This is a genomic window from Sedimenticola hydrogenitrophicus, assembly GCF_025175675.1.
In the GTDB taxonomy this organism is placed as follows: domain Bacteria; phylum Pseudomonadota; class Gammaproteobacteria; order Chromatiales; family Chromatiaceae; genus Sedimenticola; species Sedimenticola hydrogenitrophicus.
In genome coordinates this window covers 26,025-43,450 of record NZ_JANIOA010000021.1, presented here as the reverse complement: position 1 = coordinate 43,450, position 17,426 = coordinate 26,025, and the positions used below count along the sequence as shown (strand labels likewise).

Here is a 17,426-nt window from a genome sequence, read left to right as displayed (position 1 = left end):
TGGATATGCCGAAATGCCGTGACACCAGGCAACCATACTCATACGCCCACTACCGCGTCGGCCCGTGGCCGGTGGGCAATGCCGTCAGATGTGGTCAATTGTTCGCGCTGACATTCGATGAAGATGGGGTTGACGCACTGCCGGCAGACCTGCCGGTCGAGTTTGCGGTAGATGGCGCTGATGGCATCGGATTTGTTGTCAAAGAAATACTGCGCGCCGATGCTCCGCAGATAACCGCCTTCGGCCAGAAACTGCCAGAGTTCATCCTTCAACCCGTAGATATAGAGTCCGCCGCCCGCCGCCTTGAGGCGTTTTGCCTCCTGGGTAAGCAGCTCGGCACCCGCCATGTCGATATAGTTGATACGGGATGCAATGAGCAGGATATGCTTGACACCGTACCTGGCCTCGATCGTCTGCAGTTTCAGCTGCAGATAACTGACCGAACCGAAATAGATGGAGCGGTCCACGCGCACCACCTTGAGCTGTCTGCACTCCTGGAGCGGCTTGGTCTCAATATCGGTGAACACCCGGCTTTTCTGTGTCAGGTCAGGTGCCAGCAGGGTGATCTTGGGCTTTGAGGTGTTGGCCAGAAAGATCACCAGTGACAGCAGAACCCCGATATAGATGGCAAATTCGAGCTCCAGAAACAGGGTGGAGAAGAAGGTGACGAGAAAGATGGCCGTCTCCGGCCGGCTAGTTTTAAAGATGGCACGGATGTGGTGAAAATCGACCAGGTTGTAGGCCACCAGCAAAATAACACCACCCATCGCCGCCACCGGCAGATAGGCGGTCAAGGGGGCTATCAGCAGGACAATGATCATCAGCATGAGTGCCGCGAAGATGGCCGACATAGGGGTCTGGGCGCCGGCGTCATAGTTGATGCCGGAGCGGGTGAAGGAGCCGGAACCCGCATAGCTGGAGAAGAAGCTGCCGACGATATTGGAGAGACCCTGTCCGATGAACTCCTGATTGCCGTCGATACGCTGGTTGGAACGGGTGGCGACGGAGCGGGCGATGGATACCGCCTCGATCAGGCCAAGCAGCGCCACCGCGAACGCCTGAGGCGCCAGCATCCGAATGGCGTCCATGCTGAACAGCGGGCTGGAGAGTGGCGGCAGCTGGGCCGGAATGCTGCCGACCAGGGCGACGTTGTGCGCGGAAGCGCCCACAAACAGCGCGGCGAGCGAACCGACGACCAGGCCCAGCAGCAGATGCGGCATTCTGCGTGACAGGCGCCGGCTGAACAGTGCCACGCCCAGGGTGGCGATGGCGATGACCAGCACGTAGCCGTTGGTCTGGTTAAGCTGCTGAAAGACACCGATCCAGGTGTCGGCAAAGGAGTGGCCACGCGCCAGTTCCAGTCCCAGGACATGCTTGATCTGGCTGGTGGCGATCAGGATCGCCGCCGCGGCGGTGAAGGCCACCACCACGGTATGGGAAACAAAATTCACCAGCGCGCCGAGGCGCGCCACGCCGAAGGCGAACTGATAGACGCCGGCGAGGAAAGTCATGGTCAACACCAGTTGCACAAACTCCGGGGTGCCCGGGGTGGCGTATTGACTGACGGAGGAGAAGACGACGATGGAGATGGCCGTGGTCGGACCGGATACCAGATGCCGTGACGAGCCGAACAGTGCGGCGATGATGGGGGTGATCATGGCCGTGTAGAGGCCGTACTGCGGCGGCATGCCGGCGATGGTGGCAAAGGCGACACCCTGGGGCAGTACCACGACCGCCCCGGTCAACCCGGCCATCAGGTCGAGTCGAAGACTTTGGCCGGTGACTCCGGGTAGCCAGCGCAGGAACGGCAGCAGAAGCAGCAGGCGCTGGGGAATCGAGATCGGTTGATCCGCCCCGGTAAAGCTGTTTGCATCAGCAGAGAGTGCTTTCATCGTGGTAAGGGCCTGGAAAGAAATAAAGGTTACAGATTGCGCCGGATTTTCGTTTGCCTTCAAGGCGCGGCAAGGCGCGCATAGTCGTTCTATGTAAGTCTTGCCGTAACGCCGAAGGCGGACGAAAAGACCAGCAAGATGTGACCTTTATTTCTTGACAGACCCTAAGCGCGCACGTTCAAAGCTGCCACCGTCATGGACGACCTTGCCGCCCGCCCGTGGACGCGCAGGCCGCTGCTCGGTCGGAAATGCGCCGCCATCGAAGGTTTTCAGGGTGTGGGTGCCTGGGCTGAACCGCGCGGCGACATGCTCCAAATTATTGATCCGCTCAACAAAACCCAGCGCAAGTCCGAACGCCAGGGCGAGCAGCATCAACTGGCCGACACTCAGTACGTAGGCGGCCAGCAACAGCAGAGGGATCGACAGCAGGTAGCGGTTACGGAGAAACCGCAGGCCACTTTTCAGCGGGGTGCAGGGTAAGGCATGTATGTACTGCATGGTAAATCCTGAAGTGATGGTTCAATGAGAAACCTAAGGGGATAGCGGACACGCCCTCCCGACTCGTATTTTCCGTGCGCGCCATGCCCGTGCAGCGCCTCGACAAGGGGAGGATCCGTTCCCGGTATAGGGCCAGCGGGTGTCTGCGGGGTGGACAGTTTGTAGGTCGGGGTGAGCTTGCGAACCCAACCTAACGGACTTGGCATTCACACCGCGTTACCTTACAGAATCGGTGGTATAGGGAGTGGATAGGCAATGTTAAGGGAGTGTATAAACGGTCTGGGGGCTGAAAAAATCAGCGGCTGGAGGGTGACAGGTCGAGTTGGGCCAGGGTTCCGCCGCCAGGAAGATTCTCCAGCGAAATTTGCCAGCCTTCATGTTCGCACAGGCGCCATACCAGTGAGAGTCCCAGGCCCGCCCCGTTGCTCTGGCTGCCCCGCACGTAGGGCCGAAACAGTTCCGCCGGATTCGCGGTGTCCAGCCCTGGTCCCGAGTCTTCTATACGGATGGTCTCGGCATCAAGGCGGATGCGCACCTCGCCCCGCGCGGTGAAGCTCAGGGCATTGCGCAGCAGATTACCCAGCACCATGGAGAGGATGGCGTGATCCACCTGCCTGTCCGATAACGCCCCGACCTCCAGCAGCAGTTCGACCGGCTTGTGACTGAAGAAGTCGCGATAGCGCGCAATCAGCTCCCGCACAATCCCCAGGATGTCGCATTCCGTGGATTGGCTGCTGGCATCACCCTGTTCCCGGGCCAGCGCCAGCAGGGCGGCGGAGATCTCGCCCATCTCGGTGGCGGCACGGGAGATACGGGCAACCCGGTTGCGGTTTTTTTCGTCGAGTGTCGGATCGATCATCAGCAATTCGGTGGCGCCGTTGATGACCGCAATGGGGGTGCGCAATTCATGACTGACATCACCGGTGAACAGGCGCTCGCGCTCGATGAAATCGTGTAACCGTTTGAGATAGGTGTCGAAGTCCCCGGCCAGCTGGTGAATCTCCAGCCAGGGAAACTCACGCGCCAGCGTGGTCGGTTCATCTTCGGGATGGAGCCGTGCCACCCGGCGTGCCAGCTCGGTGACCGGGGCGATGATCAGCGCCGCCAGCCAGCGTCCGGCCAGGGCGGAAATCAGGGTGACGATGAGCACGCTGCCGGACAGCAGGAGCAGGAAACCCCGCTCCCGACGTTGCAGCGCGCTGGTGTCATAGAGTACGACGAAGCGTTGTTCCCGCACCTCGCGCACGGCGGCACGATAACCGACGCCGTCGACCTTCAGACTGTGGCGCCCCGGACCGAGTGCGCTGACTTCCTCGGGGATGGGGTGGGTCCCTCCCTGTTCGGCGACCACGTAGGTGCGGATCGTGGCCGTGCGCACGGGCAGGGAGAGTGGATTGCGCTGCCGCCGCGCCACGTAGTCGTCCAGCTCCGCCACCAGGGTGTCATCGATCAGTCGCGTCTCCAGATCGTGCGAGGTGAGATAGATGATGACGGCCAGTGCCAGGCTGACCACGGCGCCGAACAGGGCGAGGGTGACGGCAACCCGGTTGCGCAGACTCCAGTTACTGGCCATTGGGGCCGGCGATCCGATAGCCCATGCCGCGGATGGTGTGCAGCAAAGTGGATTCAAAGCCGCGGTCGATGGCGGTCCGCAAGGCGTGCAGATGGGCGCGCAGGGTGTCGCTGTCGGGGGGAGCGTCGCCCCAGATCTCACGTTCGATCTCTTCGCGCCGCACCACGCCGGGGGATCGGCGCATCAGCAGGGCGAGAATCTTCAGCGGTATGGGGGCGAGTTCGATGTGTCGTCCGGCGCGTTCCACGCGCAGCGTATCGGGATCATACTGCAGGTCCGCGACAATCAGGCGTTGCTGGGTGATCTCCCGGCGGGCACGCCGGGCCAGGGCGCCGACGCGCGCCCCGAGTTCGGGCAGCGCGAAGGGCTTGACCAGATAATCGTCAGCCCCGCTGGCGAATCCCTCCAGCTTGTTGTGCAGTGTGTCGCGCGCGGTCAGCATGAGTACCGGGGTGTCGCGGCCTTCCCGGCGCAACCAGGCGCAGACCTCCAGACCATCCAGGCCGGGCAGCATCAGGTCGAGGATGATCACGTCATAGCTGTTCTCTATCGCAAACCCCAGGCCGGTGATGCCGTTGTAGGCGATATCCACCGTGTGTCCCGTGGACTCAAGGAACTCGCACAGGTTCTCGACCAGATCAGGATTGTCTTCAATCAGTAGTAGATGCATGCCGTTACTTTAGCACTTCTCTCCGGGTCGATCATGGCCTTGAGTGGCGCTTGCATGTTATAGGTATCAGTGATTTATGCTGATTCGGAAATCGCGGAATCCAGGATGGAATGAACCTATGCCAACTCGTGCAGCACATGACTTGTACCGCAATCGATTCTGGTCGGGGGTACTCCTTGTGCTTTCTGTCCTCTGCCTGGCGCCGCTGCGTGGCGACACCCTTGATCAGAATTCGGATTCCCGGGAGGCGGGCGGGCTGAGGCAGTGGCACCCGGACGCCGCATCACGCTGTTACCGGTTTGACAGACCGCATGAGGTCAACCAGGCCGCCAGCCGGTTTGGGGTCATTTTTGCCTATCTGAGACGGGATCGGGAGCTTGCCGGCTACCCGCTGGCGACGGCGAGCCAGGCCGGTGTCGCCTTCTGCATCGAGGACCGTGCCGACGGTAACCGTGGCTATTACGACTATGGCTATAACGTGATTGCCGTCAGGGAGCATCTCAGTCTTCCGCAGCAGACGGCCATCGTGGTGCACGAGCTGCGGCACGTCGCCCATGTACAGCAGGGTTACCGGCAATCACTGGACTACGCCATGCCCGAAATGGTGCGCCTCACCTTCGCCGTGGAGGCGGATGTACAGGCGTTCTCGGCGCTGTTTGCCTGGCGCCTGAAACAGCGGGGTGAGTCCGGGCTCTGGGACACACTGCTGGGCTTCCCGAAGTATGCCGATATTGCCCGCGCGTTCGAGAGCGAGATCGGTAAGTCGGGTGACGAGCTGGCGGCAATGCGGGCGGCGTTTCGCCAATGGTACACCTCCCCCGGGCGTACCACCGGCTATTATCGCAACGCCGTCTCGGGCTACCTGGACATGCTGGATGAATCCCATCTTATCGAGCAGTACCGGCGGTTACCCGGGGATTTTTTCGATCGGCTTTGCGTACTGCCGGATGGCCGTAATTATGGTTGTCAGGACCTGGATGTGATCGGAACAATCCCCGGGCCGCCCGCGTCGAACTGCCTGCCCGAAGAGCGCATTAACCGGTAGGAGACCCGCCCCGGACCGGGCATGTTCCTGATTCAGAACAGCGTCAGCTGGTCCGCGGTGATGCGCTCGAAGCTGTCGTCGAGAAAGTGCAGGATGCCGTCGGCCACCGGGGCGATCTGGCGGTCGATATAGTGCTGGTAGTCGATGGGGCTGGTGTGCCGCTCCACCGGTTCCGGTCCGTTCAGGGTGATCAGGTAACTGACGGTGCGGCGTGGCTTGTCCAGTTTTCGCGCTGCCTGTACATGGGGCGGGACATTGCGCAGGTACTCGTCCAGCTTGCGGCGCAGCCGCTTGCGGTAGACCAGTTCCCGGTCCAGCTCACCCCGTTTCAGGCGCTGGACCAGGTCGCTGATATAGGCCGCGTAGGGTTCGTTGAAGAAGATCCGCCGATAGAGCTCGCGCTGGAAGCGCTGCGCCAGAGGTGTCCAGTCGCTGCGCACGCTCTCCAGCCCCTTGAACACCAGTTCGTACTCCCCCGCCGCATTGCGGACCACCCCGGCATAGCGCTTCTTGCTGCCGGTTCCAATATCGATCCTGGCGCCGCGGATGGTGGGCATGATGAACTGGATGAAGTGGGTCTCGAACTCGATCTCCAGGGCCGATTCAACGCGGAATTCCCGGGCGATGGTGTCGTTCCACCAGTGGTTGAGATCGACGGCCAGCTGTTGACCCGTCCGCTTGGCCCGGGCCTCGTCAAAATCCTCCCCGACCAGCACGAACAGCGAATCGGTATCGCCATAGATCACCGGATAGCCGGCCTCCTCCAGCCAGTCGCGGCTGCGTGTGATGATCTCATGGCCGCGTCGGGTAATGCTGCTGGCCAGGCGCGGGTCGTAGAAGCGACAGCCGCTGGAACCGAGCACCCCGTAGAAGGAGTTCATGATGATCTTGGTCGCCTGGGAGAGCGCCTTGTCCTGGCGCAGCTTGGCGCTATCACGTTTGGCCCAGAGGGCGGAGATGATCGAGGGGAGTAGATGGCGCTCCCGGGAAAATTCCGCCTGCAGGAATCCGGGGATGGGATCGTCACCGGGAAAGGCCATGCCCAGCGGATCGATGCGGAAGGTGCGGATGATGCTGGGATAGAGGCTCTTGAAATCGAGCACCAGCACGTTGCGGTAAAGTCCCGGCTGGGAATCCATCACATAGCCGCCGGGGCTGGTTTGCGAGTGCCGGAAGGCACCGATGTCATGGGCCACCACCCCTTCGCGGTGCAGCATTGGCAGGTAGAGGTTGTCGAATGCCGCCACCGATCCCCCCTGGCGGCCGAGCGCCAGGCCGGTCATGGTGGCGCGCTGGCGCACGAAGGCGATCAGGTCGGTCTTGTGGACGATATCCTCGACCAGCCGGCAATCCTCCAGGTTGTAGGCGGCCAGCGCCGGGCGCTCCTCGCGGAACTGGCGGCGGATCTCGGCCACCTTGTCCTGACCGTCACTGATCAGCTTTTTGCGCCCCAGCAGCTCCCCCGCCACATGGTTCAGCGAGAAGCTCTCGAACGACCAGAAGGCGGCGCGCAGGTTGTCAATGCCATTCAGCGCCACCCGACCGGGGATGCTGGCCACCCGCCCCTGGCCGCTCTGCCGCGGCTGCAGGACGGCCGCCGGCTCGCCGCCGCGCCCCAGGGTGAAGGGGATGTGGTGCGCCTTGCAGCGCCGCTCCAGGTAGTCGAGGTCGAAATTGATCAGGTTCCAGCCCAGGATCAGGTCGGGATCGAGTTCCGCGAACTGCTGCAGGAAGGTCCGCAGTAGCTGCGCCTCGTCGTCGACCCAGTGGATCGGCTGGTCGCTGGGCCAGTCGGCCGCGGTACCCTGCATCAGTATGCGCGCCACCCCGGGACCGCAGAAGGCGATGGAGAGGACCTGGTTGGCGGTCCCATCGGTCTCGATATCCAGGCTCAGGTAACTGAGTTCCGGCTGGTAATCGGCGGGCCGGATGCGCGGATTGATCAGCTCAAGATAACCGTTGCGCTGGACGGGCTCGCCGCTCACCTGCAGCGGTGCGGTGACGAAGCGCTCCATCAGGAAACGGTCGACAACCTTGATGTCGGATTCCAGCAGCAGGGTGCTGCTGCCGGCGGTACGTTCGCGGAACTGCTGCAACTGGCGCTGCTGGTGGAAATAGAGCCCATCCACCGGTTGGCCGTGCAGATCGGTCAGTTGCAGTGGCTTGCGCGTCACCGCGGGGCTATCCAGCTGCAGTTCGGAGTCCCGCGCGATGAAACAGACCGCCTGCTGCCGCGGATAGATCAGCCGCAGCGGCCCGGCGGGTGAATGGGCCCAAAACTGCAGCTCGACCCCCTGCGGGGTGTCGCGCCAGTGTCGGGTCAGCAGGAAGGCGTTGTAGTGCTGCCGGGTCATCAGCCGTCCTGCAGCATCCGTAACGGCGGCCGCACTGTCAACGGCCAGGTGGCCAATACCCCGGCGATACCGATGGCGGAACCGCTGCCGAGGATGCCGACAATGGCGGTCCAGAGACTGGGCTGGAAATTGAAGCCGAACACCTCGGTGGCAATGAACCAGCCGGTGGCGGTGGCGCACAGGCTGGCCAGGGTGCCGGCCAGCAGGCCGAGGGTGACGAACTCGATCCCGGCCGCCTCGATCAGCCCGCGGCGCTGCATCCCCAGGGTGCGCAGCACCACCGACTCCTGGCGGCGGTGTTCGCGGCTCGCCTGGATGCCGGCGTAGAGCATCAGCAGGCCGGCCGCCAGGGTGAACAGGAAGACATACTCCACCGCCAGCGAACCGCGCTGCATGATCTCGCGGATCTGCCGCATAATGGCGCTGACGTCGATGATGGTGACCGAGGGGTATTGGCGTACCAGTTGCGCCAGCAGCGCCTCCCGGCCCGGCGGCAGGTAGAAACTGGTGATGTAATTGGTGGGATGATCCCGCAGCAGGGCCGGGGTGCCGATGACGAAAAAGTTGGGCTGGAACGAGTCCCAACGCACCTGCCGCAGGTTGGCGACCCGGGCCTCTATGGGCACCCCGGCGAGGTCAAAACCGAGCCGGTCACCCAGCTTGATGCCGAGGGTCTCCGCGATCCCCGTCTCCACCGAGAACAGGGGCGCCTCCCGGTTCTCATCCCCCCACCAGCGGCCGGAGACAATCCGGCTACCGGTTTGCGGCTCGACCGCCCAGGAGAGATTGAATTCCCGCTCCACCAGTCGCTGGGCGCGGTCATCCTGATACTGTTCGGGAGCCACCGGTTTGTCGTTGATGCGGGTGAGGCGGGCGCGCAGCATGGGGTAGATGCCGGCCGGTTGGATCTGCTCGCGGCGGAAGAACTCTTGCATCCCCGCCACGTTCTCCGGTTGGATGTTGATCAAGAAATGGTTGGGGGCCTGCTCCGGGATGGTGCGGTGCCAGGCGTCCAGCAGATCCGTGCGGATAATCCCCAGCAGCAGCATGGCGAGTATCCCGAGGCCGAAGCCGGTGAGCTGCAGGGTGGTCATGGCGGGGTCCCGCAGCAGTCCGGCGAGCCCCTGGCGCCAACGCGTTCCGCCGCGATGGCGCAACGGCCGCAGCAGGCGGATCAGCAGCCAGCCCGCCAACAGCAGCAGCGAGACCGTGCCGAGGGTGCCGAGCAGAACCCAGCCGGCCAGGGTCGCATCGCCGGCCTGCCAGCGCATCAGCAGCGCCATGGCGCCGATGGCGCAAACGGCCAGCAGCCAGGTGCTGACGGGCGGTGCCCCGAGGTCGCGGCGCAGCACCCGGAGCGGCGGCACGGCGCCCAGGCGCAGGGCCGGCGGCAGGGTGAAGCCGACCAGGGTGATCAGGCCGGTGCCCAGCCCCACCAGGATCGGCCAGGGGGTCGGCGACGGCAGGGTGCCGCCGAACCAGTCGCTCAGCAGGCCGGCCAGCAGGTACTGCGCCAACCAGCCAACGGCGATCCCCAGCAGGCTCGCCAGCAGGCCGAGCAGCAGCAGCCGCAGCAGCAGCACCCACAGGATCAGCGACTGGCTGGCCCCCAGGCAGCGCATGATGGCACTGGTGTCCGACTGGCGTTCGACAAAGCGGCGGGTAGAGAGGGCGACGGTGGCGCCGGCCACCAGCACCGCCACCAGCGCCGCCAGACTGAGGAAGCGGCTGCCCCGGTCCAGGGTGTTGCGCAGTTCGGGGCGGGCGCTGCTCAGGTGCTCCAGGCGCACCCCGCGCGGCAGCCGTGTCCGGGCCCAGCGCTGGTAGCTCTCCACCGGGTTCCGCTCGCCGGCCACCAGCAGGCGATAGTGCACCCGGCTGGCCGGGGTGACCAGGCCGGTTTTCGGGATATCCTCCAGGGCGATCAGCACTTCCGGGCCGAGGCGGAAGAAGTTGTTGCCGAGGGCCGAGTCACGGCTCAGGATCTGCTCCAGGTTTAGGTTCAGCTCACCCAGGGAGACCCGGTCTCCCGGCTGCAGTTCGAGGGCCGCCATCAGCCGCGCCTCGCCCCACAGGTTGCCCGCCGCGGGTGGACGGGTGACGCGCTGCTCTTCGGCCGCCGCCTGGGGTCGGACACGCAGCTCGCCGCGCAGGGGATAGTCGCGGCTCACCGCCTTGACCTCCACCAGCTGGGTCTCGTCCCGGTGCAGGATGACGCTGGGGAAACTGAGGGTGTGGGCGGTGCGCAGACCGAGTTCGGTCGCGCGCTGTTCGAAGGATTCGGCAATCGGGCGGTGGCTGAAGAGTACCAGATCGGCCGCCATCACCTGATTGGCCTGCAGCACCATCGCCTGCTCGACCCGGTTGGTGAAGAATCCCACCGCCGTCACGGCCGAAACGGCGATAATCAGGGCCAGCACCAGCAGCCGCAGTTCACCGCTGCGCCAGTCGTGGCGCAGGAAGCGCAGGGCCAGCAGGAGGGTGTTCATGTGTCGTATCTCGCTCGGTCTGTAAGGGATTGGCCTGCCTTGTTGGCCGATCTTGATGGCGCCTCGGATCCGGCCCCTTTTTCAGATTCAAGCCTGCCCTTGTTTGAGCGAAGCGAGTTTGGGCAGGCGCTGAAATAGGGGCCGGATTCGAGGATACAAGCCATCGTGTGAGGCCGGCAAGGCAGGCCAATCACCCCGTGAGTAGTTACCATGTGTCCTGCTCCAAACGTCCGTTCTCGATCTGCAGGCGGTGATCGCAGCGCGCCGCCAGCCGCTCGTCGTGGGTGACCAGCAGCAGTGCCGCCCCGGTCTGCTCGCGCATCCGGAACAGCAGGTCGATGATGCGGCTGCCGGTGGCCTGATCGAGACTGCCGGTGGGCTCATCGGCGAACAGCACCTTGGGGCCGGAGGCGAAGGCGCGGGCGATGGCGACCCGCTGCTGCTCGCCGCCGGAGAGCTGGGCGGGATAGTGGTGCAGTCGATCGGCCAGGCCGACTTGGCGCAGCGCCTCGCCGGCCCCCTGCGCCGGGCGGGCGACCCCCGCCAGCTCCAGCGGCAGCATCACATTCTCCAAGGCCGTCATGCCGGGCAATAGTTGGAAGGACTGGAAGACAAAGCCGACCTTGCCGGCACGCAGGGCGGCGCGCTGGTCCTCATCGAGCGCGTTCAGCGGGGTACCGAACAGTTCGATCTGGCCGCTGCTCGCCTCGTCCAGCCCCGCCAGCAGTCCCAGCAGGGTGGACTTGCCCGAGCCGGAGGCACCGAGGATGGCAGTGACCTCGCCGCTGGCGAGTTGCAACGAGACATCGTCCAGGATGGTCAGGCTGCCACCCGGTCCGTTTACCCGTTTACCCACGCCGGTGGCCTTTACCAGGATGCTGTCTGGGGTATGATCTGTGTCCATGAAGAGACTATTCCTGTTGTTGATTTTGGCTATGTCCAATGTATCGGCTGCCGAGCCGGTGATTGTTGTTCTGGGTGACAGTCTGAGCGCGGCCTACGGTATTGAGCGTAGCCGCGGCTGGGTGGCCTTGCTGCAGATCCGCCTGCAGGAGACCGGTTACCCGCATCGGGTGGTCAACGCCAGTATCTCGGGTGACACCACGGCCGGTGGTCTGGCACGGCTTCCCCGGGCGCTTGCACAGTTCCAGCCGGAGATCCTGATTATCGAACTGGGTGGCAACGACGGCCTGCGGGGGCTCGGCAACCATCAGACTCGCGACCACCTGGATCAGATGATAACACTTGCCCGGAACGCCGATAGCCGCCCGCTGCTGTTGGGGATGATGCTGCCTCCAAATTTCGGCAAGGCGTTCACCGAGAAGTTCCTGGGAATCTACCGGGAGCTGGCCGAACAGCACCGTGTGCCCCTGGTGCCGTTCTTTCTGGCGGGGGTGGCGGATCGGCCGGAGTGGATGCAGGGCGACGGGATCCATCCCAACGCGCAAGGCCAACCGCTGATGCTGGAGCATGTCTGGGAGCGGCTGCGGCCGATGCTGGACGGTGAGCCGGCAGGGGACCTGGCGGTGACTCACTCAGAGACGATGCGGAAATAGAGCAGCTGAGTCTGGGCCCAGGGCAGGCTCCCGTCGTCGCTGACCATGAAGAAGCGCATCTCCCGGTGGCGGGTCAGCCCCTCCATGTTCTGCATCAGCCAGCCCTGGCCGCTGTCGAAGCGGGCGATGGTTTCTGTGTCCATGGTTGAGCCGGTAGCGAGGTCGGTGGCGCGGATGCGGGTCAGACTGATCACCCAGGGAGAGAAGATCGAGGTGTAGGCCCGCTCCAGCAGGATCAGGTCGCCATTCGGCAGCGCCTCCAGCGCCACCAGGGCACCATCCGGCTCCTTGAACGCATACTCCCAGACCTGTCCGGCGGCATTGATCAGATAATTGGCCAGATAAGGGGGGCGGCCATCGGGGGGGGACTCCGGGCCGGTGACCAGGCCGTGTTGCGGGTGCAGGGTGACCGCCTCCAGACTGCGATTGCTTTTCGGTCGGTAACCGGTTTCCCGCAATCTTGCGGGCAGGGGCAGGGTGGCCAGCCAGCGACCGTCGGGGCGGTAGCTTTCGATCCGGTGACGGCGTTCGAACGAGACTATCAGACGGGTGTCTCCCTGGATCCCGTTGGCGCTCTGTTCCAGGGTCAGGCCTTCGGCGTCGCGCCAGCCGCTGCGTAGTGGGGCCTCCCGCCGGTCGCGTAGCGGGTAGCTGGCCGTCAACTCCACCTGGCTGAGATGCCCTTCGCTGAAGTGAGGCTTCAGCCACAGCAGCCATCCCCTGTCCGAGACCGCCAGCAGTGTCTGCTCGTCCTCATCCCAGGCCAGACCGGAGAGTTCAGCGAGCGCCGGATCTCCCTTCAACGACAGGCTCCCCAGCAACTCGACGCCCATGAAACGGTCGCCGTCGCCGACACCGTTGGCGAGACGGATCGGCTCTCCGACCAGGCCGGCGGAGTGCCCCGGGAGGCCCTGCAGGGAGAGGATCAGCAGCAATGCGAGTGATTTATATCGAGACATATTGGGCGACGATAGGCGCCGGTGGAGGTGCCGTCAAGCCGCATCGTGACAGGCCCCCGGCAAGCCGAATCCGGCCACCGGAGCCGCCTGTTTCGCTCGATAGTCGGCTTCTGATTTGATATTCGTTGCAGTTGATATTATCTTTCCCAGTCCCCCTCGACCGATGAGACAGAACCGCCGTGCCGTTACCCCGACCTGTTGAACGTGAACATCTCCATACCCGCAAAATCACCTGCGAGGGCTATCTGCGCAAGGATGGGCTGTGGGATCTGGAAGCCCATCTGACCGATACCAAGACCTTCGGCTTCGATACCCGTCACCGCGGCTACATGCAACCCGGTGCGCCGGTGCATGGACTGCATCTGCGGGTGACCCTGGATCTCGATTTTGTCATTCATGATGTGATTGCCGTCTCCGACGACACCCCTTATCCGGTGTGCAAGCAGACGGCGGAGGCGATGCGCCGGCTGATCGGCCTGAAGATCGGTCCCGGCTGGATGCGCGAGGTGAGGAGCCGGGTGGAGCGCCGGGCCAGCTGCACCCATCTGATGGAACTGCTGGGACCGCTCGCCACCACCGCCTATCAGACCATGCATTCGGCCCTGGAGGAGCGCGCCAGTCGGCAACCAACGCGCAGCCGGCCGCGCATCCTCGACACCTGCATCGCCCTGGTCAGCGACGGTCCGGAGGTCAAGCAGCGCTGGCCGGAATTCTTCACCGGTCCCCGGGATGATGAGGGCTGATCAGTTTTCAATTGATATTGGGCAATTACCCTGTTGTCAGGGGTCTCTATAATCGGCGCTTCGATTTCCCTTAAATCAATGCGTGAGAGAGACAGATGATAGGTATGCGGTTGATTGTGCCATTGCTAGCAGCGTTATTGTTCAACGGCCTGGCGCAGGCGGAAGGCATGGATGACAAGCAGTTCAACGCCATACAGCAACTGGGCGAACTGAACGGCGTGGCACTCCACTGCCGTTTTCTGAGCGAAACCCAGCGCATGAAAAAGGCCCTGGTGCTGGCGCTTCCCAAGCGCCGGCAATATGGCGAGGCATTCGACCAGGAGACCAATACCGCCTTTCTGAAATTCATTGAAACCAAGGCGAGCTGTCCCGCGGAAGTGGCCTTCAGCAAACAGGTAGACGCGGCAATCCTGGTATTGGATGCCGTGTTTGCCGAGCAATAAATCGTGGCAACCGCAGGTGGGCAGGTATTCGTGAACAGATTCAGCGCAGCTTTTTCCCGTTCGATTCTTCATTCAGTGCCGGTTCCATTGCTGGCGCTTCTGCTGTTGCTGGGCAGCCAGTCTCTGCTGGCGGAGACGGCCTTCCGCGTGGTCACCAGCATCAAGCCGATCCACTCCATCCTGGCCGGCCTGATGGTCGGTACCGAAGGACCGGAGCTGCTGCTGGAGGGGGATGCGCTGCCGTTCGGCTACCGGCTGAGCGAGGCGCAGCAGGCCAGCCTGGCCGCGGCCGACCTGGTCGTCTGGGTGGGGCCTGAGCTGGAGAAGTTTCTGATCGGACCGGTGACGCAGGCGCAACAGTCGGGCAGGCAGGTGGTCACCCTGCTGGATAATCCGGAACTGAAGATTCTGCCCTCCCGCTGGAGCAAGCGCGAGGATTCAACCGAACGCGACCCGTTTATCTGGATGGACAGCCGCAATACCCTGATCCTGGTGGATGAGCTGGCCCGGGCCCTGATGGACGCGGACAACGGCCGCGCCCATCTCTACCGGAGGAACCGCGCCAAGCTGCTGGTGCGGGTGGCCGAGCTGGACCGGCGCCTGGAGTATGGCTACCGGGGGCTGAAGAGCGGGGTGGGCATGGCCTACTTTGATACCTTGCAGTATTTCGAGCAGGCCTATGCGCTGAAGATTCGCGGGGTGCTGACCCAGTCGCCGGAACAGCCGCTGGAGGCGATCAACCTGTTGCAGAGCCATGCCCGGCTGAAAGAGGGTTATTACAGCTGTCTGCTGACCGAACGGGGCATGCCGATGCCGGAACTGCCGCTGCTGACCGAGGGGGTCGATATCAATATCGGTGTCCTGGATAGCCTGGGCAGCGGCTTCGCCGCCGGTCCGGAGCTCTATTTCCAGCTCATGGAGGAGAACACCGCCGCCATCAAGAGCTGTCTCCAGTACAGCGGCGAGCCGGCCGCGCTGGCAACGGCTGAGCAGTTTGAACCGGAAACCAACCGCATCGGCGGCAAGTTCATGCTGATCGACCACAACGGCAAGCTGGTCACCGAGAAGGACCTGCTGGGCAAGTACCAGATGCTCTATTTCGGCTACACCTTCTGCCCCGATATCTGCCCCACCTCGCTGCAGGTGATGTCGCTGGCGCTGGATATGCTCGGCGAGCGGGCCGCCCTGATCAAACCCTACTTCATCACCGTGGACCCGGAGCGGGACAATGCCCAGGTGATGAAGAACTACGTCAAGTACTTCAATCAGGAGCTGATGGGACTCACCGGCACCAAGGCGATGATCGAGCGGGTGGCCAAGGCCTACAAGGTGAGGTACGAGAAGGTGATCGAGGAGGGCGGCGATCCCGATCTCTACATCATGGATCACTCGGCCAGCGTCTATCTGATGGCGCCCAACGGCGAGTTCATCACCAAGTTCGCCCATGGCATCTCGGCCAAACAGATGGTGGAGGGGCTGAACGCCTATCTGCCGAAACAGACGGCTGCTAAACCCTGATCAAGGCGGGTAGGGTGGGCACGCAGTTTGTGCCCACGCGGATACCGCGCATGGGAGTCCCGTAGGTTGGGTTAGCGGCGCACAGGCACTGCGCATCCAGACCACGATAAGGCTCGGGCGCCGCGTAACCCAACACATCGGCGGTGGCCAAAACGGTGGGTTACGGTGCGCGCATGGAGCGATGCAGACCGCCACCCCCAGCGCAGGGCACACCTAACCCACCCTACACCCCTTATTCGCGTTCATTCCATCCTTAGGTTCGTAAACGGTGCATTGCATCCTCGGCTCCGTTATCGGTACATCCCTGTACCACTCCTCCTGCACCACTCCTCGCGGCCCTCAGTCACAATGCTCCCCGTGCATCCAGGTCTCGATCAGGCGCCAGGAGATGGAGTCCCGTCTGGGGAGATGGAACTGTTCGTTCTCGGGTGAGTTCAGCAGTTGGTCCCGGTGAAACCAGCCGGCGCTCTCCAGTTCCAGGCCGTCCACCTGGATAGCGGTGGAGGCCGCCCGGGCGTAGAAGCCGAGCATGATGGAGGAGGGGAACGGCCAGGGCTGAGAGGAGTGGTAGCGGATTTCCGTCACGCGGATGCCGGCCTCCTCGCTCACCTCCCGCGCCACCGCGTCCTCCAGGCTCTCGCCCGGCTCGACAAAACCGGCCAGGGTGGAATGCATGCCCGGCGGCCAGCTCGGTTGTCGGCCCAGCAGGCAGTAGTCGCCGTCGTGCACCAGCATGATCACCGCCGGGTCGGTCCGCGGATGGTGCGACCGCCCGCAGGCCGGATTGCTGCAGACCCGCATGTGTCCGGAGCGGGTGGACTTGGTCGGGTTGCCGCAGGCCCCGCAGAAGCGGTGCTGCCGATGCCAGTAGGTCATCGCCCGGGCATGGGCCAGCAGGGCACCGCTGCGATGGTCCAGCAGCGGTCCGACGACCCGAAGATCCTCGAAACGCTGCTCCGGCCGGGCGGGCAGGTGTTCTGTCGGCTGCTCCAGGTGGGAGATGTCCAGGGCCAGCCAGACGATGCCGTCGGGATCGCTGCCTAGCAGCACCAGTTCCCCGTCCAGGGCCAGTAGTCCGGCATCCCGGTTGCCCGGAAAGGAGATCGGCCGCTGCTGGCGATTGACCAGATGCTTATTGCGCCATACCGGCAGCAGGCGGCTGTTTTCCGCGTTCAGCATCGCCTGCAGCCACTCGGGATCATCCCGATAACGATCCAGTCGGTCAAAGCCCTGGCTGCTGTAGTAGTTGGGTTGATTCATGATGAATGTAGCATGGCCAATATCGGGCGCGAATGCAAAATCGCGATCAACCCTCTTTCAGCCCCATCAGGTAGCGTGGATCGGCGCCCGGCAGGGAGCGGCAGATCTTGGTGAAGTTGCGGAGATTGGGTAGCCGTCTGCCGCAGCAGAAGTGGTTGATCTGACTCGGCTTGAGGCCGGTCCGGTTGGCCAGCTCCAGTTGCGAGATACGGGCCTGATGGAGACAGCTGTTCAGTCGTTGGGCAAACGCCTCGGGGTCACTGTTATGCATGTTGCTTCCTGCGAAATCGGGAATGAAGGCGGCCGCGACGGTTTACAGAGCGTCGGTCAGCGGATGGCGCAGGCAGGTAAGATGCTGGCGGGTCAGGCACACCGCCGGATAGTGCAGGTTCGTCATGGTCTGGTTCCTTTGGGACACCCCGCCCC

The 17,426-nt window shown here is 63.5% G+C and carries 15 protein-coding genes; 5 read left to right on the top strand and 10 right to left on the bottom strand.

Translation table 11 applies throughout. The annotated features are described in order from the left end of the window. Positions 1-38 precede the first annotated feature (38 nt). From NPX02_RS12620 to NPX02_RS12605, 4 genes are all read right to left on the bottom strand, one after another. The gene (locus NPX02_RS12620; protein ID WP_260293972.1) at positions 39-1,892 is read right to left on the bottom strand and encodes a SulP family inorganic anion transporter; all 1,854 of its coding nucleotides are present in this window, start codon (positions 1,890-1,892) and stop codon (positions 39-41) included. 147 nt (positions 1,893-2,039) lie between these two features. Next, the gene (locus NPX02_RS12615; protein ID WP_260293971.1) at positions 2,040-2,390 is read right to left on the bottom strand and encodes a hypothetical protein; all 351 of its coding nucleotides are present in this window, start codon (positions 2,388-2,390) and stop codon (positions 2,040-2,042) included. A gap of 295 nt (positions 2,391-2,685) precedes the next feature. Continuing rightward, positions 2,686-3,963, bottom strand: a complete 1,278-nt coding sequence (locus tag NPX02_RS12610; RefSeq protein ID WP_260293970.1) for a sensor histidine kinase — start codon at positions 3,961-3,963, stop codon at positions 2,686-2,688. Continuing rightward, complete coding sequence (locus NPX02_RS12605) at positions 3,953-4,633, bottom strand: response regulator transcription factor (protein WP_260293969.1); 681 nt, start codon at positions 4,631-4,633, stop codon at positions 3,953-3,955. Before NPX02_RS12605 ends, NPX02_RS12610 begins: the two co-directional genes overlap by 11 nt. Before the next feature lie 118 nt (positions 4,634-4,751). On the opposite strand from NPX02_RS12605, the gene NPX02_RS12600 reads away from it, so the two are divergent. Further along, the gene (locus tag NPX02_RS12600) at positions 4,752-5,678 is read left to right on the top strand and encodes a DUF6782 family putative metallopeptidase (protein WP_260293968.1); all 927 of its coding nucleotides are present in this window, start codon (positions 4,752-4,754) and stop codon (positions 5,676-5,678) included. Positions 5,679-5,710: 32 nt separating this feature from the next. On the opposite strand, the gene NPX02_RS12595 is transcribed toward NPX02_RS12600, so the two are convergent. From NPX02_RS12595 to NPX02_RS12585, 3 genes are all read right to left on the bottom strand, one after another. Continuing rightward, positions 5,711-8,032 carry a DNA polymerase II gene (locus NPX02_RS12595; protein ID WP_260293967.1) on the bottom strand — a complete coding sequence of 774 codons (2,322 nt, stop codon included), beginning with the start codon at positions 8,030-8,032 and terminating at the stop codon, positions 5,711-5,713. Further along, positions 8,032-10,521 carry an ABC transporter permease gene (locus NPX02_RS12590; RefSeq protein WP_260293966.1) on the bottom strand — a complete coding sequence of 830 codons (2,490 nt, stop codon included), beginning with the start codon at positions 10,519-10,521 and terminating at the stop codon, positions 8,032-8,034. Before NPX02_RS12590 ends, NPX02_RS12595 begins: the two co-directional genes overlap by 1 nt. Positions 10,522-10,726: 205 nt before the next feature. Beyond that, entirely contained in the window at positions 10,727-11,425 is a 699-nt protein-coding gene (locus NPX02_RS12585; RefSeq protein WP_260293965.1) for an ABC transporter ATP-binding protein, read from the bottom strand. On the opposite strand from NPX02_RS12585, the gene NPX02_RS12580 reads away from it, so the two are divergent. Continuing rightward, positions 11,424-12,077 (top strand): arylesterase, encoded by a 654-nt coding sequence (locus NPX02_RS12580; RefSeq protein ID WP_260293964.1) that lies wholly within the window; start codon positions 11,424-11,426, stop codon positions 12,075-12,077. The two genes, NPX02_RS12585 and NPX02_RS12580, sit on opposite strands and share 2 nt — an antisense overlap. Here NPX02_RS12580 and NPX02_RS12575 read toward each other — a convergent pair. After that, complete coding sequence (locus NPX02_RS12575; protein ID WP_260293963.1) at positions 12,053-13,036, bottom strand: esterase-like activity of phytase family protein; 984 nt, start codon at positions 13,034-13,036, stop codon at positions 12,053-12,055. The two genes, NPX02_RS12580 and NPX02_RS12575, sit on opposite strands and share 25 nt — an antisense overlap. A 179-nt stretch (positions 13,037-13,215) precedes the next feature. On the opposite strand from NPX02_RS12575, the gene NPX02_RS12570 reads away from it, so the two are divergent. The 3 genes from NPX02_RS12570 (at position 13,216) to NPX02_RS12560 (ending at position 15,740) form a co-directional block, all read left to right on the top strand. Further along, entirely contained in the window at positions 13,216-13,779 is a 564-nt protein-coding gene (locus NPX02_RS12570) for a DUF2889 domain-containing protein (RefSeq protein ID WP_260293962.1), read from the top strand. A 116-nt stretch (positions 13,780-13,895) separates the two neighbouring features. Next, complete coding sequence (locus tag NPX02_RS12565) at positions 13,896-14,222, top strand: hypothetical protein (RefSeq protein WP_260293961.1); 327 nt, start codon at positions 13,896-13,898, stop codon at positions 14,220-14,222. A gap of 30 nt (positions 14,223-14,252) precedes the next feature. Next, positions 14,253-15,740 (top strand): metal ABC transporter solute-binding protein, Zn/Mn family, encoded by a 1,488-nt coding sequence (locus NPX02_RS12560; protein WP_260293960.1) that lies wholly within the window; start codon positions 14,253-14,255, stop codon positions 15,738-15,740. A 339-nt stretch (positions 15,741-16,079) separates the two neighbouring features. Here NPX02_RS12560 and nudC read toward each other — a convergent pair whose 3' ends face one another. Next, complete coding sequence (nudC, locus tag NPX02_RS12555; RefSeq protein WP_260293959.1) at positions 16,080-17,000, bottom strand: NAD(+) diphosphatase; 921 nt, start codon at positions 16,998-17,000, stop codon at positions 16,080-16,082. A gap of 46 nt (positions 17,001-17,046) precedes the next feature. Continuing rightward, positions 17,047-17,271, bottom strand: coding sequence for a helix-turn-helix domain-containing protein (locus NPX02_RS12550; protein WP_260293957.1), 225 nt, complete (start codon positions 17,269-17,271; stop codon positions 17,047-17,049). Positions 17,272-17,426 lie beyond the last annotated feature (155 nt).

Coding starts and splice junctions, on each gene's coding strand:
- NPX02_RS12620 (WP_260293972.1), bottom strand. CDS start 1,892: ATGAAAGCACTCTCTGCTGATGCAAACAGCTTTACCGGGGCGGATCAA.
- NPX02_RS12615 (WP_260293971.1), bottom strand. CDS start 2,390: ATGCAGTACATACATGCCTTACCCTGCACCCCGCTGAAAAGTGGCCTG.
- NPX02_RS12610 (WP_260293970.1), bottom strand. CDS start 3,963: ATGGCCAGTAACTGGAGTCTGCGCAACCGGGTTGCCGTCACCCTCGCC.
- NPX02_RS12605 (WP_260293969.1), bottom strand. CDS start 4,633: ATGCATCTACTACTGATTGAAGACAATCCTGATCTGGTCGAGAACCTG.
- NPX02_RS12600 (WP_260293968.1), top strand. CDS start 4,752: ATGCCAACTCGTGCAGCACATGACTTGTACCGCAATCGATTCTGGTCG.
- NPX02_RS12595 (WP_260293967.1), bottom strand. CDS start 8,032: ATGACCCGGCAGCACTACAACGCCTTCCTGCTGACCCGACACTGGCGC.
- NPX02_RS12590 (WP_260293966.1), bottom strand. CDS start 10,521: ATGAACACCCTCCTGCTGGCCCTGCGCTTCCTGCGCCACGACTGGCGC.
- NPX02_RS12580 (WP_260293964.1), top strand. CDS start 11,424: ATGAAGAGACTATTCCTGTTGTTGATTTTGGCTATGTCCAATGTATCG.
- NPX02_RS12585 (WP_260293965.1), bottom strand. CDS start 11,425: ATGGACACAGATCATACCCCAGACAGCATCCTGGTAAAGGCCACCGGC.
- NPX02_RS12575 (WP_260293963.1), bottom strand. CDS start 13,036: ATGTCTCGATATAAATCACTCGCATTGCTGCTGATCCTCTCCCTGCAG.
- nudC (WP_260293959.1), bottom strand. CDS start 17,000: ATGAATCAACCCAACTACTACAGCAGCCAGGGCTTTGACCGACTGGAT.
- NPX02_RS12550 (WP_260293957.1), bottom strand. CDS start 17,271: ATGCATAACAGTGACCCCGAGGCGTTTGCCCAACGACTGAACAGCTGT.